The 21,641-nt window shown below is 60.9% G+C and carries 24 protein-coding genes and 1 tRNA gene; 12 read left to right on the top strand and 13 right to left on the bottom strand.

Annotation, left to right across the window (positions count from 1 at the left end; genetic code table 11):
- Positions 1–373: 373 nt before the first annotated feature.
- Positions 374–1,864, top strand: coding sequence for an MFS transporter (locus C7T36_RS10480; protein WP_045065172.1), 1,491 nt, complete (start codon positions 374–376; stop codon positions 1,862–1,864).
- Between the two features lie 301 nt (positions 1,865–2,165).
- Here C7T36_RS10480 and C7T36_RS10475 read toward each other — a convergent pair whose 3' ends face one another.
- The 4 genes from C7T36_RS10475 to C7T36_RS10460 all read right to left on the bottom strand — a co-directional run bounded on the left by C7T36_RS10475 (position 2,166) and on the right by C7T36_RS10460 (position 5,160).
- A complete protein-coding gene (locus C7T36_RS10475) occupies positions 2,166–2,732 on the bottom strand; it encodes an NTP transferase domain-containing protein (RefSeq protein WP_045065169.1) in 567 nt (188 codons plus the stop codon).
- A 5-nt stretch (positions 2,733–2,737) separates the two neighbouring features.
- Complete coding sequence (locus tag C7T36_RS10470) at positions 2,738–3,580, bottom strand: alpha/beta hydrolase (protein WP_045065167.1); 843 nt, start codon at positions 3,578–3,580, stop codon at positions 2,738–2,740.
- 49 nt (positions 3,581–3,629) lie between these two features.
- Positions 3,630–4,241: an SUMF1/EgtB/PvdO family nonheme iron enzyme gene (locus C7T36_RS10465; protein ID WP_202026448.1), complete on the bottom strand. Its 612-nt coding sequence runs from the start codon at positions 4,239–4,241 to the stop codon at positions 3,630–3,632.
- An 82-nt stretch (positions 4,242–4,323) separates the two neighbouring features.
- Positions 4,324–5,160, bottom strand: a complete 837-nt coding sequence (locus C7T36_RS10460) for a mechanosensitive ion channel family protein (protein WP_033233458.1) — start codon at positions 5,158–5,160, stop codon at positions 4,324–4,326.
- A gap of 103 nt (positions 5,161–5,263) precedes the next feature.
- On the opposite strand from C7T36_RS10460, the gene C7T36_RS10455 reads away from it, so the two are divergent.
- From C7T36_RS10455 to C7T36_RS10440, 4 genes are all read left to right on the top strand, one after another.
- On the top strand, positions 5,264–5,902 hold the full coding sequence (locus C7T36_RS10455; RefSeq protein ID WP_045065163.1) for a DUF2461 domain-containing protein: 639 nt from the start codon (positions 5,264–5,266) through the stop codon (positions 5,900–5,902).
- Positions 5,903–6,026: 124 nt separating this feature from the next.
- Complete coding sequence (locus C7T36_RS10450; RefSeq protein ID WP_045065162.1) at positions 6,027–7,019, top strand: ABC transporter substrate-binding protein; 993 nt, start codon at positions 6,027–6,029, stop codon at positions 7,017–7,019.
- A 75-nt stretch (positions 7,020–7,094) separates the two neighbouring features.
- Positions 7,095–7,859: an alpha/beta fold hydrolase gene (locus C7T36_RS10445; protein ID WP_239654636.1), complete on the top strand. Its 765-nt coding sequence runs from the start codon at positions 7,095–7,097 to the stop codon at positions 7,857–7,859.
- A 58-nt stretch (positions 7,860–7,917) separates the two neighbouring features.
- Positions 7,918–8,670 carry a Clp protease N-terminal domain-containing protein gene (locus C7T36_RS10440; protein WP_045065158.1) on the top strand — a complete coding sequence of 251 codons (753 nt, stop codon included), beginning with the start codon at positions 7,918–7,920 and terminating at the stop codon, positions 8,668–8,670.
- Positions 8,671–8,726: 56 nt separating this feature from the next.
- Here the strand turns inward: C7T36_RS10440 and C7T36_RS10435 are convergent, their stop codons facing one another.
- Positions 8,727–8,930, bottom strand: coding sequence for a cold-shock protein (locus C7T36_RS10435; RefSeq protein WP_003939930.1), 204 nt, complete (start codon positions 8,928–8,930; stop codon positions 8,727–8,729).
- A 163-nt stretch (positions 8,931–9,093) separates the two neighbouring features.
- Here C7T36_RS10435 and C7T36_RS10430 point away from each other — a divergent pair, with 163 nt between their 5' ends.
- Complete coding sequence (locus C7T36_RS10430; protein ID WP_045065153.1) at positions 9,094–9,813, top strand: dienelactone hydrolase family protein; 720 nt, start codon at positions 9,094–9,096, stop codon at positions 9,811–9,813.
- Positions 9,814–9,829: 16 nt separating this feature from the next.
- On the opposite strand, the gene C7T36_RS10425 is transcribed toward C7T36_RS10430, so the two are convergent.
- Positions 9,830–10,555 carry an SDR family NAD(P)-dependent oxidoreductase gene (locus tag C7T36_RS10425; protein ID WP_045065152.1) on the bottom strand — a complete coding sequence of 242 codons (726 nt, stop codon included), beginning with the start codon at positions 10,553–10,555 and terminating at the stop codon, positions 9,830–9,832.
- Positions 10,556–10,624: 69 nt separating this feature from the next.
- On the opposite strand from C7T36_RS10425, the gene C7T36_RS10420 reads away from it, so the two are divergent.
- Both C7T36_RS10420 and C7T36_RS10415 read left to right on the top strand, forming a co-directional pair.
- On the top strand, positions 10,625–11,179 hold the full coding sequence (locus C7T36_RS10420) for a MarR family winged helix-turn-helix transcriptional regulator (RefSeq protein WP_239654635.1): 555 nt from the start codon (positions 10,625–10,627) through the stop codon (positions 11,177–11,179).
- Positions 11,180–11,226: 47 nt separating this feature from the next.
- Positions 11,227–11,799, top strand: coding sequence for a peroxidase-related enzyme (locus C7T36_RS10415; protein ID WP_033233446.1), 573 nt, complete (start codon positions 11,227–11,229; stop codon positions 11,797–11,799).
- Between the two features lie 60 nt (positions 11,800–11,859).
- On the opposite strand, the gene C7T36_RS10410 is transcribed toward C7T36_RS10415, so the two are convergent.
- From C7T36_RS10410 to C7T36_RS10400, 3 genes are all read right to left on the bottom strand, one after another.
- Positions 11,860–11,933, bottom strand: a tRNA-Met gene (locus tag C7T36_RS10410).
- Positions 11,934–11,987: 54 nt separating this feature from the next.
- A complete protein-coding gene (locus tag C7T36_RS10405; RefSeq protein ID WP_045065150.1) occupies positions 11,988–12,698 on the bottom strand; it encodes a FadR/GntR family transcriptional regulator in 711 nt (236 codons plus the stop codon).
- A gap of 22 nt (positions 12,699–12,720) precedes the next feature.
- Positions 12,721–14,388, bottom strand: coding sequence for an L-lactate permease (locus C7T36_RS10400; protein ID WP_045065149.1), 1,668 nt, complete (start codon positions 14,386–14,388; stop codon positions 12,721–12,723).
- A gap of 184 nt (positions 14,389–14,572) precedes the next feature.
- Here C7T36_RS10400 and C7T36_RS10395 point away from each other — a divergent pair, with 184 nt between their 5' ends.
- The 3 genes from C7T36_RS10395 to C7T36_RS10385 are packed head-to-tail and all read left to right on the top strand — an operon-like array spanning position 14,573 to position 17,459.
- Positions 14,573–15,322, top strand: coding sequence for a (Fe-S)-binding protein (locus C7T36_RS10395; RefSeq protein WP_033233840.1), 750 nt, complete (start codon positions 14,573–14,575; stop codon positions 15,320–15,322).
- The gene (locus C7T36_RS10390) at positions 15,319–16,839 is read left to right on the top strand and encodes a LutB/LldF family L-lactate oxidation iron-sulfur protein (protein WP_045065146.1); all 1,521 of its coding nucleotides are present in this window, start codon (positions 15,319–15,321) and stop codon (positions 16,837–16,839) included. The genes C7T36_RS10395 and C7T36_RS10390 overlap by 4 nt, the downstream gene beginning before the upstream one ends.
- Positions 16,836–17,459, top strand: a complete 624-nt coding sequence (locus C7T36_RS10385) for an LUD domain-containing protein (RefSeq protein WP_045065144.1) — start codon at positions 16,836–16,838, stop codon at positions 17,457–17,459. Before C7T36_RS10390 ends, C7T36_RS10385 begins: the two co-directional genes overlap by 4 nt.
- 5 nt (positions 17,460–17,464) lie before the next feature.
- Here the strand turns inward: C7T36_RS10385 and C7T36_RS10380 are convergent, their stop codons facing one another.
- The 4 genes from C7T36_RS10380 to C7T36_RS10365 form a co-directional block, all read right to left on the bottom strand.
- The gene (locus C7T36_RS10380) at positions 17,465–17,698 is read right to left on the bottom strand and encodes a hypothetical protein (RefSeq protein WP_052683372.1); all 234 of its coding nucleotides are present in this window, start codon (positions 17,696–17,698) and stop codon (positions 17,465–17,467) included.
- Entirely contained in the window at positions 17,695–18,837 is a 1,143-nt protein-coding gene (locus tag C7T36_RS10375) for a Rieske 2Fe-2S domain-containing protein (protein WP_033233432.1), read from the bottom strand. The genes C7T36_RS10380 and C7T36_RS10375 overlap by 4 nt, the downstream gene beginning before the upstream one ends.
- Positions 18,838–18,880: 43 nt before the next feature.
- Positions 18,881–19,717 (bottom strand): mycofactocin-coupled SDR family oxidoreductase, encoded by an 837-nt coding sequence (locus C7T36_RS10370; protein WP_045065139.1) that lies wholly within the window; start codon positions 19,715–19,717, stop codon positions 18,881–18,883.
- 105 nt (positions 19,718–19,822) lie between these two features.
- Complete coding sequence (locus tag C7T36_RS10365) at positions 19,823–20,602, bottom strand: IclR family transcriptional regulator (RefSeq protein ID WP_045065136.1); 780 nt, start codon at positions 20,600–20,602, stop codon at positions 19,823–19,825.
- Positions 20,603–20,818: 216 nt separating this feature from the next.
- Here C7T36_RS10365 and C7T36_RS10360 point away from each other — a divergent pair, with 216 nt between their 5' ends.
- Positions 20,819–21,634: a mycofactocin-coupled SDR family oxidoreductase gene (locus C7T36_RS10360; RefSeq protein ID WP_045065134.1), complete on the top strand. Its 816-nt coding sequence runs from the start codon at positions 20,819–20,821 to the stop codon at positions 21,632–21,634.
- The last annotated feature ends 7 nt before the right edge of the window (positions 21,635–21,641 follow it).

Genomic DNA, 21,641 nt, shown 5'->3' with positions numbered 1-21,641 from the left:
GAGTTTCCGGAGTTGGTTTGCCGCTCTGGCGCTCTCTCGGTGACTCGTGCTTGTGTGTCCGCCTCACGAGCGTGTTTGGGTGTGAGCGCCAGCGTTCGTCGCCTGGCTGTGGCACAGGTTCGGGTCTGTCGGATTCCCGTTTATCGGGAAGATGAGTTCGGCGCCGTAACCCCGTCATATAGCGTTTTTCGGCGTGGCTGCGAATCGTCAAGGGCTGCAAGCGACCGTGTAGTTCCGCCCGCCCGCCAGACTGGTACGGATGGTCAGACGGGCGAAATTCTGCTGGGCAGCCAATGTGCTTTACATAGTTCGATTGACGTCGGGGTCGTGCCTGACATAGCGACGACCCTCGTGCGGTCGTGAAGGAGCGCCGATGCACCGAGCAGTTGAAACGACGGACTCCGTACCCGAAATAGTCGTTGAGGGGGAGGGCAGTTCGGCCGACAGTCCACCGGTGGACCGGAAGGCGCGCATCGGGGTGATGATGCTGTGCGCCGCGGGTATAGCGATGTCCCTGACACAAACGTTAATAATGCCGCTTATCCCGATGTTGCCGATGATGCTTGATACTTCTGCTGGGAATGCGTCATGGGCTGTGACCGTGACGATGGCCGTTGGAGCGGTAGCGACACCAATAGCCGGTCGTTTGGGCGACATGTACGGCAAGCGACGGCTACTGCTGCTATGTATTGCGTCGGTCGCTGCAGGGTCAATGGTTTGTGCGGTTTCGTCATCGCTTCCGCTTTTCCTCGTAGGTCGGGCATTGCAGGGTCTCGGTGTTGCTTTCGTTTCGGTCGGGATCAGCGTGATGCGTGAGTTCCTGTCTGCGAAACGTTTGGGTGTTGCGGTTGGAATGATGAGCTCGTCGATGGCTGTGGGTGGCGCTCTGGGGCTTCCATTCGCTGCCTTCGTTGCAGAGGCATTCGGTTGGCGGGTGTTGTTCTGGGTCGGAGCGGCAGGGTCGGTGGTTTGCTTCGGGGGTATCTATGCCCTGGTTTCCCCCAGCCGAATCCGCATGGGGGGTCGCTTCGATCTGATCGGTGCGCTTGGCCTCGCACTGGTTCTGCTCACCTTGCTGCTGCCAGTGAGCAAGGGCTTGGATTGGGGTTGGACGAGTCCGGTCACTTTGTCGTTGTGTGGGTTGTCTGCGCTGGCTTTCGCTGGCTGGTTGGCGTACGAACGTCGACGGGTCAATCCACTTTTGGATCTGGGTATCGCATCCCGGCGCACAGTTGTGTTGGCAAATATTGTCGGTCTCACCGCGGCCTTCGCGTTTTACGGGATGGAGCTAGCTCCGATCCAAATGTTGATGGCCCCGACCTCAACTCCGCATGGATTGGGAGTCTCGATGCTCACTGCTGGTTTGCTCATGGCTCCCGCCGGGCTCGTGGCATTCGTATCGTCGAATATCGGCGCTCGAATGGGAGCGTCTTTGGGGACACGGCGCACTCTCGTGATTGCGGGTTGCTTGCTTTGTGTCGCTTTGCTCGCCATGTTGATTGCACTTGCTGTCAAGTGGGAATTCCCGGCGGTTTATCTCGTCGCTGTAACGTGTTTCGTCGGTGCATCTGTCGGAATTTCCTACGCAATTTTGCCCACTCTCATCATGGAAGCTACGCCGGTCGAGCAGACGGGAGAAGCCAACGGCCTCAATGCACTGATGCGCATCATCGGCTTGGCGCTGTCTTCCGCTGTCGTAGGCATGATTTTGGCAAACAACCTCACCCCGGTTCCAGAGTCGGCGCTAAGCGTGCCATCGCCGTCCGGATACATGTGGTCCACGGCGATTGCACTAGCTGCAAGTGTGGTGACTGTAATTGCCGCCCTACTCCTACCCCGAAGCGGGTACACACAGACAAAGTAAGGATCTCACCCGTTCTATCTAGGTGTGAATTGCTTTGAGGGCGTTCGAAGTAGCCGATCCACTCGACCTGAGGGTGTGGAGCGACGACTGACTCATCGAGTCAGTTCGGATCGAACATGGGATGTGGCCCATTCAATTAACGACGGACGGGATGTCCAGCGTGATCTTCGCTTCACTGGTCAGGGCTGCAGACTGGGAGTCGTTCCGTAAGTGCTGTTCTCGATCACACCCTCTGTGGTCACGTTGAGAGTGCCTGCGTACCCAGCCATGTAGAACTCCGGCGGGACACGGACCCGGGCGATCAGGCTTGTGGGTAGTCCACGTCCCGGCCGGTGCTCAGGTCTGAGCATTCCACGTGATCGGCGTGGTGCGCGCGCAGATACGCGTTGGCGCCGCTGTCGCCCGCCAGGGAAGCGATCAGGGCCGGCCAGTGATCGCGGCCGATGACAACGGGATGTCCTGGGGTGCCGTGAAATACAGCGCGTCGGAGGTCATCTGACTGAACCGTCGGGCCGGTCACTCGGGTGATGGTCGTGGTGTCGAGGTCCGGTAGGTCGACGAGGGTGATGACGGCGGCAACAGCATCCAGGTTCTGTGCCGCCTCCAGGCCCGAGCGTAGTGATTCGCTCATGCCTTTCTGCCAGTCTGATTCCACCACAAGGGTATCGGTGAACTCAGGTGGAAGGAGTGCTGCGGCGTCGGTTGCTCGAGCTCCGAGCACCACGATGACCGGCGAGCAGCCCGCGTCGCGGAGAGTCGATACACCGCGGCGTAGCCATGATCGGCCGTCGGCGTCGAACTTCAAGGCCTTGGGTGTACCCATGCGGGATCCTCCGCCTGCGGCCAAGAGGATCCCGCACGGTGTCATCGAACCTAAGCTCCGGTAACGCGAGGGCGCAGCCACTCGACAAGATCGTCCAGAACTTCTTCCTGCTCAGGCTCGTTGAAGATTTCGTGGTACAGGCCGTCGTAGACCTTCAGGGTCACGTCAGGGGAGCCTGCGAGGTCAGCGACCAGCTTGCTTCCGGCCGGGTCGGTGAGTCTGTCGGCTGAACCATGCTGCAGTAGAACGGGAATGGTGAGTGAAGGCAGGCGAGCTGGGAATCCCTCTGCCGCCGTGATCATTCCACGCGCAATGCCGGCCGGGACCTTGCCGTGATGGACCAGCGGATCTGCGTTGTACTTGTCGACAACCTTCTGATCGCGAGACACCGCCGCAGCTTCCAGGCTCTCGACCGGAACGTCCGGGAGGTACTTGCCGAGGAACTTGCCCACCTGCATGACGATTTTGGGAGTACCGGTGGCGATGATCACGGCAGGTCCTGAGAGAGCCAATGCCTTGAGATCCGATTGATGATCCAGGGCGTACGAGAGTGCAATCGCGCCGCCCATGCTGTGGCCGAGAAGGAACTTGTCCTTGCCAGGATAGGCGGCGGTGGCGATACCGAAGAGGGTGTTGACGTCGTCGGTGAAGTCGGAGAACTCCTTGAGGTGGACGCGTTTGCCGCCGGAACGTCCGTGCCCACGATGATCAGGTGCGTACACGACCAGACCGAGTTCACCCAGTCTCGCGGCCACGTGGTCGTAGCGCCGAGCGTGCTCCCCGAGTCCGTGGCACAGGACAAGGATGCCGGTGGGCTCACGGTCCGGCGTCCACACGTCGTAAACGATCTTGGTGCCGGACACTCCGGTGAACGACGACTCTTCACGCTGCATTGTTGTGCCCTCTCTCCCCACCGGTTCCGGTGCGCGGATTCTTCACATGTTATGCGCCGGGACCGGCAGATTGGGCGATACGGAACCCTAAGTCGTCGATTGCGAAGCTCGGGTGGCTACGACGCCGAACGCTGGCGCCACAACCCCGCGCCATCTCCGCCCAACTGCCACCGCGGAAGATGCGGTAAGTGCCGTATACCTCCGGGTCGTAGAGATCCCAGCACCATTCCCAGACGTTGCCGATCATGTCGTGAAGTCCCCACGCGTTCGCGGACTTCGATCCGACAGGATGGCAAGTGTCACCGGAGTTTGCTTCGTACCAGGCGATTTCATCGATCGGGCCGTAGCGATACCCGGGAGTCCCGGCTTTGCAGGCGTACTGCCATTCCGCTTCGGTGGGGAGCCGGTAGCCATTCGATGTGCGATCCCATGTCGGAGATTCACTGTCGATGTCGTGATAGGCAGGGGTTAATCCGTCCTGCGCTGACAGGCTGTTGCACGCTGCGATCGCGTCGATCCAGGACACGTTGACCTTGGGATTCGCTGAATCGCGCATGGTCGTGACGTATCGAGCCATCCGGAAGGGAGCGATGTCGACGCTCCAATGGGTGGCCTTGCGGTCGTCACGCAGATCGACCACGCCGCCGGGTATGTCGATCATCAACTCCGACGCTGTACTCACGTAACTCCCTCTGTGCTCGAGTAATTGCATCTGTCGAAGGCACCGGCGTCAATAGTTTTGCTCAGCGGAGGATGGGTAGGTATGGCGCCTCGATCCCGTGTTGCTCGAACGCAGTCAGGGCAGAGCGGGCAAATGCACGCTGGACTGCCCATTGCCGGCCTGGTTTGACCTGCGCGGTAACCCGGATGGTAATCGATTCTGCAGTAACGGAATTGACTCCCAGCATCTCCGGTTTTTCGATCATGTCCGATCGGATGGAGTCGGATTCAGCGGCCTCGAGAACGGCCCGCGTTGCGACTTCGCATGCCCGGTGCACGTTGGCGTTGTGGGCGATGGGGAGATCGAGTACAGCGGTCGCATAGCCCTGACTCATGTTTCCGACTCGGAGAATCTCACCGTTACGGCAGTACCACAAGGTTCCGTTTGCATCTCGGACCGTGGTGACCCGCAGACCGACGGTTTCGACAGTGCCCACCGCATCGCCGAGATCTACGACGTCACCGACGCCGTACTGGTCTTCGAGCAGCATGAAGATTCCGGAGAGGAAGTCACGCACCAGATTCTGTGCGCCGAAACCGATGGCCAGGCCGATGACGCCGGCAGAGGCGATGAACGGTGCAACGTTGACACCCAGGATCCCGAGAATCTGCAGCACACACCAGACCAGGATGACAATGGAGACGGTCGATTTGAGGACGGAACCAATGGTGCGGGCACGCTGTGTCCTGCGTGCGTTCACCGAAGGCTTGCGCCCGTTCGACATTCGATCGATCACACGGTGCAGAGCGAATCGCAGAATTACCGCCAGCACCACATAGATCGCGATTTCGATGGGTCGGTGGATGAGCCAGTCTCGATTGGTATCGGTCAGTTGCCAGGCCTGCATTTCGGAAATCATCCCCACGCAGTCTACGGATTCTGCCCGATCGGGGCATCACTGCAGCGCATGGCTCACATCGGGAGGTGATGGCCTCTCTAACCGGTACGACTACGCTTTACGCATGGCTGCGTTCACTGGAATACCTGTTGCTGCACTCGACTTCTACGAGGATCTCGAAGCGGACAACAGCAAGGTGTGGTGGGCGGCCAACAAGGAGACGTACGACGAGATCGTTCGTCGACCGATGGCGGCGTTGGTCACGGAATTGGAAGACGAGTTCGGCACAGCCAAACTGTTTCGGCCGTACCGCGATGTGCGTTTCTCGAAGGACAAGATTCCGTACAAGACGCACCAAGGTGCTTTTGTGGGCCTTGCGCAGAGTTGTGGCTACTACGTTCAGATCGATGCGGCGGGCCTGATGGTTGCCGGGGGCTTCTACGCCAGCACGTCCGAAACGATTGCGCGGTACCGAGCGGCGGTCGACGACGCCGTCCGAGGTGCGGAACTCGAGAAGATTCTCGCAGGTGTGCGCAAGGCCGGATTCACGGTGGGTGGTGACACGCTCAAGACGGCGCCGCGCGGGTACACCGTTGATCATCCGCGCATCGAACTGTTGCGGCACAAGTCGTTGACGGCCGGCCGCAGCTATCCCAGTCCGTCGTGGTTGGACAGTCCTCGGACGCTGAAGGAAGTCCGCAAGGCGTGGCGCGCATTGACGCCGTTGGTCGAGTGGTCCGGGCAGGTGCTGGGGGCAAACTGAGAACAGTGGCCGGAACCGAACACTTCTGGGCCGGTCGCGACGATGCGCGGTACGTACTCTATTAGGGCATCCTTATTCGCCTGCGAAGGGCGGATGATCACGTTCTTCTGGAAGGTCCGCGCACATGCCCGCTTCATCTACCCTGCTGCTCCCGCGGGGGTACACCGATAATCGCATCGTCTCGAATCTGACTCGACGCCAATTCGGAATCGGTGCAGGCATCGCCGGATTGGGTGCTTTTCTCGCGGCGTGCGGCGAGAGCGGAAGTAGTGCCGCCGCAAACGAAATGCGCTCGGTGACCACCCCGCTCGGAACGTACGACATTCCCGTCGAGCCCAAGCGTGTGGTCGCGATCGACTCTCGGCTCGATCTCGAACCTGCTGTGGCGCTGGAGCTTCCGCTGGTCGGATACACCTATGCAAAGGCCACGCCCTGGGTGCCCGTCGACGCATCGGTGCCTTTCCTGTCCGAAATCCCTAATCGTGAGCAGATTCTTGCGCTCGAACCTGACTTGATCGTGTGCCTGAACTATGAAAGTGAGTGGTGGCCCGTTGGTGAAATGCAGACCATCGCACCGGTTCTCACCACCGAGTTCACCGACGACTGGCGAACCAACCTCACCAGGCTGTCGGGCTGGCTCGGCCGAACCGAGACGCTCGACCAGCTGATTCTCGACTACGACAACCTCATTGCGGATATTCAATCGCGTCATGCCGAGAAGATCGCGTCGAAGACGGTTGCGAGTGTGTCATTCCTGCCGGACACCAACACTCTGTACGTCACCAGTATTCGTACGTCGGAAAAGGGCGACAAGCCCAGTGACATGACGCTCGGCGATATCGGCGGAAAGACCGTCACTGCGGAAGGTCTGGATCCGGAAGGCGGCGTCAGCCTCGAGGGTTTGGACGTACTGGCCGGCGTCGACGGTTTCATGATCACCGAGGACGAGGACAGTGCGGCGTATCAGGCGTTGGTGGCCAGCAAGCTGTGGCAGCGGCTCCCAGCGGTGCAGGCGGGCAACGTCACTAACCTCGGCGGATCGACTTTCTACGGTTCGATCTACACCATTTCGTACGTCGCCCAGGGGTGGGATGCTCTGTACGCCAAAATCAGCTGATGCCGAATCGGTGACTTCTGGAGTCTGCGGCGGTCTAATCAGGGAGGAGATGTCCTCCAACCCTAGGAGATGGTCATGGACACAGTGCGCTCCGCGGACGGAACAATGATCGCGTACGAACGCTCCGGCACAGGACCAGCAGTGGTTCTTGTCGCCGGAGCGTTCTGCGATCGGCAGTGGTTCGACTCCCTGGCCGCAGAGCTGGCAGCAGATTTCACCGTGTACTCCTACGACAGGCGTGGTCGCGGAGACAGCGGCGACGGCAGTGCATATTCCATCGGGGCCGAGGTGGAGGACTTGCGCGCCGTTATCGCCGCTACCGGGGAGGTGCCGCTGGTCTACGGGCTTTCGTCGGGCGCCGCACTGGCGTTGGAAGCTGCGGCGCAGGGCGTTCCGATGAGGAAGCTTGCCGTCTACGAGGCGCCGTACATGGACGAAGGTCAGTCGGATGCGGCCGCGCTAGGTGACCTCTGGCGATTGGTTGCCGCCGGGGACAAGGAGGGGGCGGTGGTCCGGTTCCTCTCACTGACCGGTGCGTCGTCGCACATGGTCGAGGAGATGAAGCAGAGTTCGGACTGGCCAGGCATGTGCGCCATTGCTCACACCCTGCCGTACGACGTCGCCATCTGTAACCACGGCAGTCAGTCGCTCGATTGGCTGACCTCGGCCGCTGTCCCCGCCTTGGTCATGCACGGCGGTGACAGTGGGCAGTGGGGCCGCTCCTCGGCGGCGCGAATCAGCGAAAGGATCGGGGGAGCAAAGGCGCTGGAGATTCCAGGGCAGGCACACGGTGTGTCCGACGATGCAATGGTGCCGGTGTTGCGCGAGTTCTTTTCCTGAAGCCGCCGATCGTCAACCCGGGGTTGACGATTCCCATGCGTCAACTTATGGTTGACGCATGGGTGATCCAGTAAAGATGACAAACCAAGTCCGACTCGACGACCTCATCGCCGCCATCAAGAAAGTTCACACCGACGCGTTAGATCAATTGTCCGACGCAATGGTTGCCGCTGATCATCTCGGTGAAGTAGCTGATCACCTGATCGGTCACTTCGTAGACCAGGCGCGGCGCTCAGGCGCGTCGTGGACCGACATCGGTCGGAGCATGGGCGTCTCCAAACAAGCCGCGCAGAAGCGTTTTGTGCCGAAAGCGGCTGGTGAGGGCAAGCTGATGGTTCCCGAAGACGGTTTCAGTCGGTTCACGGTTCGTGCCAAGAATGTGGTGATGGCTGCGCAGAACGAAGCCCGAGCGGCCGGTAATGCGGAGATTCGACCCGAACATCTTGTTCTCGGGCTCCTGGCCGAACCGGAAGCGTTAGGACCGCAGGCAATTGCAGCGCAGGGGATCGAACTTGCCGCAGTGCGCACGGCCATCGTAGAGGCTTTGCCTGCGGCCGAATCAGAGGAGTTGCCGCAACTCATCCCGTACGACGCTCAATCCCGGAAGGTTCTCGAACTGACCTTCCGTGCAGCTCTTCGCTTGGGGCACAACTACATCGGAACCGAACACATCTTGCTAGCACTGCTGGAACTCGAGGACGGTTCCGGTGTTCTGAGCGACCTCGGCGTCGACAAAGCTGTCGCGGAATCGAATATCGAGGCCGCGGTGGCTGCTGTGATCAAAGCCCGTGCGGACGATCAAGAGCAGTAGGAGAAACAGAAGAGGGCCGTACCCTTGCGGGTACGACCCTCTTCTTGTGTCACTGACTAGACAGCGCGCACATTGGTGGCCTGGGGGCCCTTCTGGCCCTGGCCAACCTCGAACTCCACACGCTGGTTCTCGTCGAGCGACTTGTAGCCGTTGCCTGAGATCTCAGAGTAGTGAACGAACACGTCCGGTGTTCCGTCGTCGGGAGCAATGAAACCAAAGCCCTTTTCGCCGTTGAACCACTTCACGATGCCCTGTGCCATACAAATACTCCCTACAAAATCGATCCGGGTTTCACATCGAAGTCCCGATCTCGATTCCCCCATCCTCCCATGCCGCGCAACAGGGCGCACGCCCGCGTGCGAAAACGCACTTCAGATGGGGTGAATCGGGCACATTTACCAGGCAAATGCTTACGATCGGGTAATGGTGGACATCGATCTGACGGCCCGCGCCGCAGTTGTCGGCGGATCCCAACCGCTCCGTGGCATCCTCGAAACTCCCGACACCCCTGGCCCGTGGCCGGGTGTGGTGATGATTCACGAGGCCTTCGGGCTCGACGACGTGATGAGGCGGCAGGCGCAACGCCTCGCCGCCGCCGGCTTTCTAACGTTGGCCGTGGATCTGTACAGCGCGGGTGGGGCGAGGCGCTGCCTCGTACCGACGATGACGTCGATGCTCCGCGGGCAGGGGCGGGCGTTTACCGACATCGAGGTCGCGCGCAACTGGCTGGTCGAATCCGCGGACTGCACCGGGAAGATCGGTGTCATCGGATTTTGTATGGGCGGCGGATTCGCGCTGATCAGCGCCGAAGATTTTGACGTCGCTTCGGTCAACTACGGACAGCTCCCGCGAAAACTTGATGCGGCAGTGGCAGATTCATGCCCGCTGGTTGGTAGCTTCGGCGGCAAGGACGTCACCTTGCGGGGTGCGGCGCTGAAACTGGGAACCGCCCTGAACAGGGCCGGCGTCGAACACGACATCAAGGAATATCCGACGGCCGGACACGCGTTCCTCAACGATGCCGAAGCCGGCCCCAAGGTGCTGCGTCCGCTGGAGCGAATCCTCGGGATGGGCCCTGATCCGGTTGCGGCAGAAGATGCTTGGAGGAGAATCGACTCGTTCTTCGGCCGTCATCTGCGCTAGATCAACGGCGGCTAGATCAACGACTTGTTCGTTCTCCGCCGTTGACCGCGATTACCTGACCGGTGATCTGTCCGGCGCCCGCCGAGGCCAGGAAGAGGACTGCGGCAGCGACGTCTTCCGGAGTCCCGGCGCGCTTGGTGCTCGTGGCTTCGATCAGTGCCTCCCGTCGAGCGTCGGTGAGAACGTCACGGAAGAATTCGGTGTCGGCGATGTAGCCGGGAGAAACTATGTTCGCGGTGATTCCCAGTGGACCCAATTCGGCGGCAAGGTCGATATTCCAGGTTGCGACAGCAGCTTTGGCTGCACCGTAGGCGCCCGCACCTTTGTCTGCGGCGATGGATCCGATAGTGATGACGCGGCCGCCGGGGGTGAGGCGATCGCGGACGGCAGCAGTGGTCAGAACCGCCGACAATAGATTGGAATCGAGATTGGCTCGCCATCCGGCGGCCAAGGTATCGAGATCCGACGGCGCCTCTCGATCGAAGTCCGTGTTACCGCCCGCGCAATGCACTACGACGGCGAGGTTCGCCGGGAGCGTGTCTTGTAGCCGCTTCAGATACTTCGGGTCAGAGTTGTCGCAGGTTACGGCGTGAACGTTCGAGCCCAGTTCGCTTGCTGTCTGCTCGAGCGGTCCGGTGCGTCGTCCGGTGATGAACACTGTGTCGCCACTCTGGGCGAATGCGGCTGCTACGGCGCGGCCGATGCCTGTTCCGCCGCCGGTGACCAGAACTGTGCGTGTCATGTCTTCCTCCAGTGAGCTACGTTTAGGTCTATACGAGAACGTATCATTTAGATCTAAATGAGGTGCAATGTGACTGGTGGCTTGGACCCTGACGACGACGTCGACGCGATTGCCTTGGCCTGGTTGCGTGAGCGTCCGGGAACTCCGGTCGAGGGGATCGGCATCGTGACCAGGCTGTGGGCGTGCGCAAAACTCCTCGGTGAGGACCGACGGCGAATCCTTGCCGCCGCGGGCGCAGATACGGCAACGCTTGATCTGCTGAGCGTCTTGCGGAGAGCTGGGGAGCCGTACCGATTGACGACCCGTCAGATCACCGAACGGACCGGAGTGACGGCAGGCGCAATTTCGCAAAGGCTGGCTCGGGCTGAAGCTGCCGGTTTGGTGGAGCGGTCGGCGACGTCGGGATCGAGGGTTGTCGACGTGTCGCTGACGGCCGCGGGGCATGAGGTGGTGGAGCAATTGGTCGACCGTGTGCTCGGCCGCGAGGCCGACTTGGTTTCGGTACTGTCTGCTCCCCAGCAGGCGCAACTTACGGAGTTGTTGCAGATCTTCTTGAGCGGACTGCATGGCGAACTAGGGGATCCGGGTGCGATGCACGTCGGAGCCCCTGGACAACTCAGTTAATGGTGATTATCTTAATTTGATCATTGGCTGACAGCCCAGGAGGCACTGTGACCGACCGTTTTCCGCAAGTAGAGCTGGCCGACGTGCCCGAGGATATCGCTGCCAAAATCCTTGCTGTTCAGGAAAAATCAGGGTTCGTGCCCAACGTGTTCCTGATGTTCGCGCGTCGTCCGGCAGAGTTTCGGGCCTTCTTCGACTACCACGACGCGATCATGCTCAAGGAAGACTCGGCGCTCACCAAGGGCGATCGTGAAATGATCGTTACCGCCATCTCAGCGGCGAACAAATGCACGTACTGTGTGGTCGCGCACGGTGCGATCCTGCGCATCTACGAAAAGAAGCCGCTGGTTGCCGATCAGGTGGCAGTGAACTATCGGACAGCGGACATCTCCGACCGTCAGCGGGCGATGCTCGACTTCGCAACCAAGGTCAACTCCGCGTCGCACGAGATCTGCGATGCGGATTTCGAGGCGTTGAACAAGCACGGCTTCGGTGACGAGGACGCCTGGGACATCGCTGCTGTTACCGCGTTCTTCGGCCTGAGCAACAGAATGGCCAGTTTCTCGGGGATGATGCCGAATCCGGAGTTCTATCTGATGGGCCGGGTGGCTCGTTCCTGAATTGGCGCGCACAGCAAAAGGCCCGTAGGTTGCTTGCGCAACCTACGGGCCTTCACTTTGTAGCGGGGACAGGATTTGAACCTGCGACCTCTGGGTTATGAGCCCAGCGAGCTACCGAGCTGCTCCACCCCGCGTCGGTGTGAAACCAACCTTACACTACAAAAACGGGTGCAATTACCAACCCACGTTCAGGCCCCGGTGTGGGTGCTCTCCGCGTAGTACCCACGGATGTGACCGGTGATGCGTTCGCGCGCCAACTCAGGATCTCCGGCCTGCACGGCGTCGACTATTCCGCGGTGTTCGTGGCGGAGCCGGCAGCACGTGGTTGGCCAGGACTCCAGGTTCACTCCGGAGAGGACGTACGCCTCGATGGATTCGCGCAGCCCCGTCATCATGGCCGCGACAACCTGGTTGCCGGCAGCATCGGCCAGCGCAACGTGGAATTGTGCGTCGAGGATCAGGAACTCGTGTGCGCTGAGATCAAGGTTGTCCATGGAGTCGAGTAATTCGACAGCTGCTCCCAGGTCCGGTGTGGGTTGCGTCCGCGCAAGTTCCTGCATGACCTCGGCTTCGAGAACCAGGCGCGTCTTCACTACATCTGTCACCGGAAACCCTTGTGCGGCAACTTGCATCCGCATCAGCATGGTCATGCCGCCGGTAGGGCGGGCCACGATCATCGCGCCGGAGGTCGGGCCGGATCCCGTCTGGGCTTTGAGTAGTCCGAGTGCTTCCATGACGCGTAGAGCCTCGCGTACCGATGATCGGCCGACGCCGAGTTCGGCCGCCAGAATGCGCTCACCCGGAAGCCGCTGACCCGGGACGACTTCTCCCGAGGTCAGCCGCTTCTCCAGGTGCGTCAGTACTTGTTCCCACGCGCGTGGACTCGAATCGGAGGGCATGAGCCAAGAGCCTAGGTGGCGCTTACGGGAGCATCCACGACAGGACCGGTGTGGACTGCAGATACACGAGCGTGCAGAGGATAAGCAGCATGCTGAGGCTGTATCCGATGACTTTGCGCAGCAGGATGGGCTCGCTGCCCACCTGGCCGACTGCGGTCGCGGCGATCGTCAGGTTTTGCGGGCTGACCAGCTTTCCTACGACACCACCCGATGTATTGGCCGCGACCAACAATGTCGGGTCGATGCCCGCGGTCTGTCCAGCAACCTGCTGCAGTTTGGCGAACAGGGCGTTTGCGGAGGTGTCTGAACCGGTCACGGCAGTACCGAGCCAGCCGAGCATGGGAGAGAAGAAGGCAAATGCAGCGCCGGTGCCGGCCAGCCAGGTGCCGATCGAGACGGTCTGTCCGGACTGGTTCATGACGTAGCTCAAGCCGAGCACAGTGGCGACCGTCGCAATGGCCAGACGCATCTTCACGACTGTCGTACCGAACGTGGTCAGCGATTGCCCGGCGGTCAACGGGAATCGTCCGCCGTGAGTCCAGAATCCGTACACGGCTGTGACGATGATGCCGCAGATCAAGAGCAGCGTGCCGGGGTTCGACAGCCAGGAGAACGTGTAGATCGCGCTCGACGAGGGAGTTCCTGTGTCGGTCAGCAGATTTCCGTACAGACCAGGCCATTCGACCTTGCGGTCAGTCTTGCTCAGCCAGGCGGGGAGGTCGAATCCGGCGGTCCAGAGTTTGGCGACGCCGAAGACCACGACTACGAGAAGGTAGGGGAAAAGTGCCAGGAAGGTTCTTGACGGACTGAGCTTTTCGGGTTCGACCTTGGAACGCTGATCGTCGGGAGTGGCGGGATGCCAGAAGCGGAGCATCGTCACAGCAGCCGCGAGGCCGGCGAGAGATGCGACGACGTCGGTCAATTCGTACGAGAAGTGGCTGGAGCACCAGAACTGTGCGAGCGCAAAAACGGCGCCGGTGACCAATGCGATGGGCCAGACCTGCTTCATTCCGCGTTTTCCGTCAACCAGGAACAGAAGCAGAAGCGGTACGAACAGTGCCAGGATCGGGGTCTGACGACCGACGACGGCTGCGATCTCGGTAGCGGGAATGCCCGTCAGGTTGCCGGCCGTCGTGATCGGAATTGCCATGGCGCCGAAGGCAACCGGTGCAGTATTGGCGACCAGGACGGTCACGGCCGCGCGGATCGGCGGCATACCGAGTGCGATGAGCATGGCGCCGGTAATAGCGACGGGGGCTCCGAAACCTGCGAGCGCTTCGAGCATTCCGCCGAAGCAGAATGCGATGAGCATTGCCTGCACGCGCATATCGCCCCGGCCCACGGTATTGAAGACGCGTCTCAAGTCTTCGAAACGTCCACTGACGACTGTCAATTCGTAGAACCAGATGGCGGTGACCACGATCCACATGACCGGAAAGAGCCCGAAGGTGATGCCTTGGAGAGCCGAGAGTGCTGTCAGCGACGTGGGCATGTCGAAGCCGACGACAGCCACGATCGCGGCAACTGCCAGCGCGCCGAGTCCGGAGTACCAGGCTTTGAGTTTGAATCCGGTCAGAAGGACGAAGAACGTCGCCAGGGGAAGCAGCCCGACGAGCGCCGACGCGGTCAACGACCCGCCGATCGCGGTAGTGGACGGTGTGAAAGTCACCGCGAGTAGCTCGGTAGCCACTGGTATCTCCTGACAGACGGTCTGAATGACGGTTTGTGTGGTCGGACCACAGGAACGTACACCATGACCCGGCTCACAATCGAGCATTGTGTGGATTTTTTGTTTTTTCGGGGTATTCGGGTTCCTTGTGGCGCTGACCGTGCTTTACTGTGGTCTGACCACACCGAAAGATTGCGGAGATCACATGCGAGTAGCGCTGTTCGCCACCTGTATCGGAGACACGATGTTTCCTGATGCGGCCAAGGCCACCGCCCTCCTGCTCACCCGTCTTGGGCACGACGTCGTGTTTCCGCCCGGGCAGACCTGCTGCGGGCAGATGCACGTCAACACCGGCTATCAGCCGGGCGCGCTGCCGCTGGTCGCGAACTACGCCGATACGTTCGGTGACACGTCGATCGACGCTGTTGTCGCGCCGTCGGGTTCGTGTGTGGGCTCGGTCCGGCATCAGCATGAGATTGTTGCCGAGCGCTACGGCACCGCGTCACTGTGTGGGCAGGTGCAGACGGTGAAGGCAAAGACGTACGAACTCTCTGAATTTCTCGTAGACGTTCTCGATGTCACTGATGTCGGCGCGTACTTCCCGCACCGGGTCACCTATCACCCGACCTGTCACTCGCTGCGCATGCTGCGAGTAGGCGACAAGCCGCTCCAGTTGCTGCGCAACGTTCGCGACATCGATCTGGTGGAACTCCCCGAAGCCGATTCCTGCTGCGGATTCGGCGGCACGTTTGCCATCAAGAACGCCGAGACGTCGACGGCCATGCTGGCCGACAAGATTCGCCATGTGGCCGACACCGGCGCAGAGTTCTGCAGCGCCGGAGATTCGTCCTGTCTCATGCATATCGGCGGCGGAATGTCGCGACTGCAGATGGGGGCCAAGACCATTCACCTCGCTGAGATCCTGGCATCTGTGGAAAGCCGGGTGCACGCATGAGCGCCGTGACGCTGGGTCTGCCCAGCTTTCCCCCGAGGTCGCCCGAAGGTGCGGGATTTCTGCGAGGAACCGAAAAGTTCCCCGTCGCAGCGCATCACGAGCTGGCCAATGCGCAACTACGACGCAATATCGGCAAGGCCACGCACACCATTCGCGCCAAGCGCCTCAATGTAACGGGTGAGCTTCCGGACTGGGAAGAGTTGCGCGACGCCGGATCTGCAATCAAAACCGACGTCATGGCGCGGTTGCCTGAACTCCTCGAACAGTTCGAAGCCGCGGTGATCGCACGCGGCGGACACGTTCACTGGGCGGCAGATGCCAACGAGGCCAACTCTATTGTGACCGAGCTTGTCAAAGCTACCGGCTCCGACGAGGTCATCAAGGTCAAGTCGATGGCAACGCAGGAGATCGGACTCAACGAACACCTCGAAACCCAGGGAATTTTGGCGTACGAGACCGATCTAGCCGAACTGATCGTTCAACTCGGCCACGACAAACCGTCGCACATCCTGGTTCCCGCGATCCATCGCAATCGATCCGAGATTCGGGAGATCTTCCTGCGTGAGATGCCCGATGTGGACCCCGATCTCGGGGACAATCCGGCCGACCTTGCCGGCGCTGCGCGAAAGTTCTTGCGCCACAAGTTCATGACCACCCCGGTAGCTATCTCGGGTGCAAACTTCGGAATCGCGGACACCGGCACGCTCACCGTCGTGGAGTCCGAGGGTAACGGACGCATGTGCCTGACGCTGCCGAAAACTCTCATCACCGTGATGGGCATCGAAAAGATCCTGCCGACATATCAGGATCTCGAGGTTTTCCTCCAACTTCTCCCGCGGTCCTCGACGGGTGAGCGGATGAACCCGTACACCTCGATGTGGACCGGTGTCACGCCCGGTGACGGCCCACAGGAGTTTCACCTTGTGCTGCTCGACAACGGCCGCACAGCCGCCTTGGCCGACAAGATCGGCCGCGAGGCGCTCAACTGCATTCGGTGCTCGGCCTGCCTCAACGTGTGCCCTGTCTACGAGCGCACGGGTGGACACGCTTACGGATCAACGTATCCGGGACCGATCGGCGCAGTGCTCACACCGCAGCTGGCCGGGATGCACGGCAAAGACGACCCCAACTCGACGCTTCCCTTTGCCTCGAGCCTGTGTGGCGCATGCTTCGACGCCTGCCCGGTCAAGATCGATATCCCTTCGCTGCTTGTCGAATTGAGACACCAGAAGGTGGAACAGGCCGGTGTGACGGCTGAATCGGTGGCGATGAAGGCAGCGTCGTTCGCGATGTCCTCGTCGACGCGCTGGACTGCCGCGCAGAAGGCAGCTGGGCTGGGCCGCATCGTAGCCGGCAAGAAGGGCAAGATCTCGACGCTTCCGCCGCCGCTGAACGGCTGGACCGCGGCCAGGGATATCCCGGCGCCGCCCAAGCAGACCTTCCGGTCCTGGTGGGACTCCGACGAAGGCCGAGCAGCGCTGGACGAGGCTCGTCGCGAAGGTAAGGCAGGCAAATGAACTCACGCGAATTGGTGCTCGGACGTATCCGTGACGCCATCACACTGGCTCCGGCTCGCGATGCCGAAGTCCCGCGTCACTACCGCACCGGCAGAACCTTGCCCGATACCGAGCGCATCGAGCTTCTTGTCGACCGTTTGGTGGACTACAAGGCGCATGTCTATCAGTGCAGCACAACAGATATCGCGGAGACGATCAACGGCATTCTCATCGCGAACGATCTGAAAACCGTGGGTATACCTGTCGGCCTTGACCGCTCCTGGGTTGCAGGCTTCAGCGGCGAACTGGTGGTCGACAGCTCCGAGGTGCCTGCGCCGGAGCTCGAGAGACTGGACGCGGTGGTTACGGGGTCCAGAGTGTCCTGCGCCGAGACCGGCACCATTTTTCTCGATGCCGGTCCGGATCAGGGGCGTCGCGCATTGACTCTGGTGCCTGATACCCACATTTGCGTCGTTCATCGCGCAAGCGTGGAAGTTGGTGTGCCCGAGGCGATGGCAAAGCTGACCCCCGAACGGCCCACCACCATGATCAGTGGGCCGTCGGCAACTTCGGATATCGAACTCGAGCGCGTCGAAGGTGTTCACGGCCCACGAAATCTGCATGTCGTGATCGTCGACTGAGGGGGTCAGTCGAGGTCGCCGAACTTCCCTTCGACTGCCGCCACGTTGATCGCGTCGCGTAGCCGTGGGCAGCTGCGCATCGGGGCGATGTCATGCGTCGCGGTTGCGGGAACGCCGAGTTCAGTGCAGTGGGACAGCGTCGCCGCGTCCCACTGCACCGTTGTGTGGTGCCAACTGAACTTCTCCACCACAACCTCGGCCGAGCATGTCCCACAGGTGATCTGAACAGGCTCGCTCACTGACGTGCTGCCATGTTGTCGGCAACCTCTTGTCGCCACGACTCGACGGGACGTGTGGTGTCGAGTTCGTATTCGAAGCGGGCCACCATGTCCGGGCTGATGTCGGCGACGTCGACGTAGAACTGCTCGTACCAACGGCGAAGCTGGTACACCGGCCCGTCCTGTTCGCAGAGGAGTGGATTGTCGATGCGTGCCTTGTTCTTCCAGATCTCGACGTCCTGCTCGAAACCGGTGCTGATGAACCCGCTCATGCTCTCGGCCATACTGGTCGCGGCTTCACCGTCGAGATGCTCGGAGTTCTTGACGATCACGCCGTACGTCAAAACGAAACTGTTCTCGTCGATCGGGTAATGGCAATTGAGCAGAATCGACTCGATATCGAAGTTCTCGTAGTGATACGTCAACTCGTCGATCATGAACGACGGGCCGTAATACGCTGCCGAAGAACTATTTCCCGACAGTTTCGGTTCACCGGCCGCGGCGGGCCGACGAAAATCGTCACGGCCAACGCCGTTCATGTACTGAGCCGCGACGTGGCCTTCGAAGACATTCTTGAAGTACGTCGGAAATGACTTGTGGATGTAGAAGAAATGAGCCATGTCGACGTTATTGTCGATGAGTTCGCGGCAGTTCGTGTTGACGACGATCTGCTTGAAGCCCTTCCAGTCCGTCCACTCGTCGGACAGTGCGCCGAGAATGCGCGGCGGTGCTACCTCTGGCGGCGGGGGATTGCCTTCGGGGTCGTTGTAGACGAACAGCATTCCGTCCTGATCGAGCGTCGGCCAGGAGCGAGTTTTGGCCAGCGGAGGTACACGGCGGGCGTAGGGGATTCCTGTGCATTTACCATTGCCGCCCCAACGCCAGTCATGGAATGGGCACGCTACCGAATCGCCCTTGACCTCACCTTGCGACAGATCGCCACCCATGTGGCGGCAGTAGGCGTCCAGCACCTTCAGGTCACCACTCTCGCCGGCAAAGACGACCAGCTTGGTGCCGAAAGCGTTGATCGAGTGTGGTTTTCCGTCGTTGAATTCGCGAGAGAGGCCAAGACAGTGCCAGCCGCGAGCAAATCGGGTGGGGGCGTCGCCGGCCTGAATCTCGCGGATAGCGTCGTCTGAGTCGGGTACTGATGTTGTCATTTGTGAGGCTCCTTTGGTCGAATACTGTTCGAGCGATGCGTGATCAGCCGGTGACGCGGGCAGCGTTACCGGCGTCGACCGGCATGACTGTTCCGCTGATGTGGGCGCTGCCCTCGGCAGCGAAAAAGAGCACCGCGCGCGTGACCTCGAAGGGATCAAGCCAGGCAACAGGCTGGCTGTGCAGTGACCGGAAGATGGGTTCCACATCGTCGGCGGTGGGGGATTCGAGGTCGGGGCGCATGTGCCGATAGAGCTTGTCGTTGTGGATCATGGGAGTGCTGATATTCCCTGGCGCAACAACATTGACGGTGATTCCGTGCTGCGCGAGATCGAGCGCGGAACTCTTGCTCAGCCCGATGACGCCCCACTTGGACGCGACGTAGGCTGCGGTGTTTGTCGCACCTTGGCGGCCGAGCATCGACGAGATGGTGATGATCCGCCCGTATCCGCGTTCGATCATCCCCGGTGCTACGGCGCCGATGGTATTGAACACCCCGGTGAGATTGCTTCCGATTGTTTCGTCCCACAGCGCTGTCGAGGTTGCTTGGACGGCACCCATTGCGGACACTCCGGCGTTGGCGACAGCGATGTCGATACGGCCGAATTCTGAGATTCCCTGCGCTACCGCGCTGTCCATCGCAGCTCGATCAGCCACATCGGCCCGTACGATCAGCGCGCGGCGTCCGGTCTTCTCGATCAGCCGTGCGGTTTCGTCCAGGTCCTCGACAGTTGCCATGGGGTATGTGACGGTCTCACGATTTTCGCACCGATCGACAATGACGACGTCGGCGCCTCGCTCGGCAAAAGACACTGCGTGAGAACGTCCTTGGCCTCGTGCGGCTCCCGTGATCAGTGCAACTTTGCCTTCGAATTCGTCCACGGTGATTCCTCTCGTCCTCTTGGGCAGTTAGTGCCGTACTCGAATCAGTAAGCCAAAGGCTCTGTATGGACAGTCGGTGCATCTCGACTATCGAGATGGAGCAGGTCAAACGGCTGCTGCTAGGTCGTCGGCGGCCTTCCTGACCAGTGGCGTGACTCGGTCGAGGTGAACCTTCTCAGCCTCGCCCGCGACACACAGTGACACCACCGCGCCGTCGGGAGTTCTTATCGCGCAACCCAAGCTGGAGATTCTTCCGGAACCGAACCCCGGGACCCTCCCGGTCGATTGATAGGCGATGCCGTGCGACGTACGAATACGTGCAAGTTCGGCGTGCAGGGCATCCAATTCTCGAGGGTCGTCAGAAGGTACAGCCGCAAGGTTTCTCTCGATCATCGGATCGACTTCTTCCGGGGAAAGCAGAGCCAGCATGGAACGCCCACCCGCGCCGCGGTGCGCGGGAAATCGTGCACCGACGCGTGAGCGCAACGCGGCGGCGAGCGGTCCACCCATCTTGTCCAGAAAGTACTCGTGTCCACCGTGGAGAACACCGAGATGAATCACCATGCCGGTGCGCAGATAGAGCTCGCGAATGATGTCGTTGGCCGCAATACGCACATGCGCTTGCGCCACTTCCGGGCCGACCGTGCCCAGCGCCCGAGGGCCGAGGCGGTACGCGCGATCGTGTCGCATGAGCCAATCCAGTTCGACCATCTCCAGGAGAATCCGGTGGGTAGTCGATCGCGGCAAACCGGTCCGCAGTGCCAGTTCTTCGAGGTTGAGCCGCTCGTGCGGTGAGGTGTATGCATCGACAATCGACGTCACGCGAGCCAACATGGATTCTCGGGTAGCTAGCCTGACCTTGGAGGTTGTGACCGTTCCATTCACGACTTTGGTGTCCTCAACTGCGTCGGAGGCAGGGAGTATCCCGCCACTCGCTGACAACAGTGGCGGTGATGCAGGACACATTCAAACGTCAGTCCCGGTGTTCGGAAGTCGAGTGCGAGGTGCGGCGCAGAGGACGTCGTCTCGACTTCCTTGTCTGCTCCCGTTGTCCGGGAGTCGACGACCTCGCCCAGTCGCAGTCGCATTACCGTCCGTGGAATGACACAACTGTTGGCAGGCAAGGTCGTTTTCATTACCGGAGCAGCGCGGGGTCAGGGCCGCAATCATGCGATTCGACTCGCTCAGGAAGGTGCCGACGTCATCGCCGTCGACGTGTGCGCGTCCGTCTCCGAGGATGTGGGCTACGCAGCTGCAACCGAGGCCGACCTCGAAGAGACGGCGCGCCTCGTTCGAGCCGAGGGGCGCGAGATCGTCACCGCAGTAGCGGATGTGCGTGACCTCGAGGCTCTGCGCGCGGCAGTGGCGTCAGGCGTCGAGAAGTTCGGTCGCCTCGACGTCGTGATCGCGAATGCCGGTATCGCAACGTGGAACCGGTTCTGGGAGATGCCGGAAGAGCAGTGGTCGACGCTGGTGGACATCAATCTCAATGGTGTCTGGCGCACGATGGCTGCTGCGGTTCCCGCGATGATCGAGGCCGGCAACGGTGGTTCCATTGTGCTTGTCAGCAGCGCTGCCGGCGTCGCCGAAGCGCCCGGTTGTGCGCACTACTCGGCGGCCAAGCACGGCCTCGTGGGCTTGGCCCGCACTGCAGCAACGGAATTGGGTAGCTTCGACATTAGAGTCAACAGCATTCACCCCGGCGCGGTGGAGACCGAGATGGGCAACGATCCCAACGTCGGCAAGGTGCTCACAACGCATCCCGAGTACATGAATTCCTACAAGTGGCCCCTCACCTCCGTTCCGCGCACGACGGTCGAGGACATCTCCAATGCGGTGGTCTACCTCGCGACAGATCTCTCCCGCGCAGTCACCGGAACGAAGATCGTCATCGATATGGGTCAGACCATGGCCTAGGGCACAT

The organism is Rhodococcus sp. AD45-ID (genome assembly GCF_003023755.1).
Classification (GTDB): Bacteria; Actinomycetota; Actinomycetes; order Mycobacteriales; family Mycobacteriaceae; genus Rhodococcus_F; species Rhodococcus_F globerula.
This window is presented reverse-complemented; position numbering and strand designations above follow the sequence as displayed.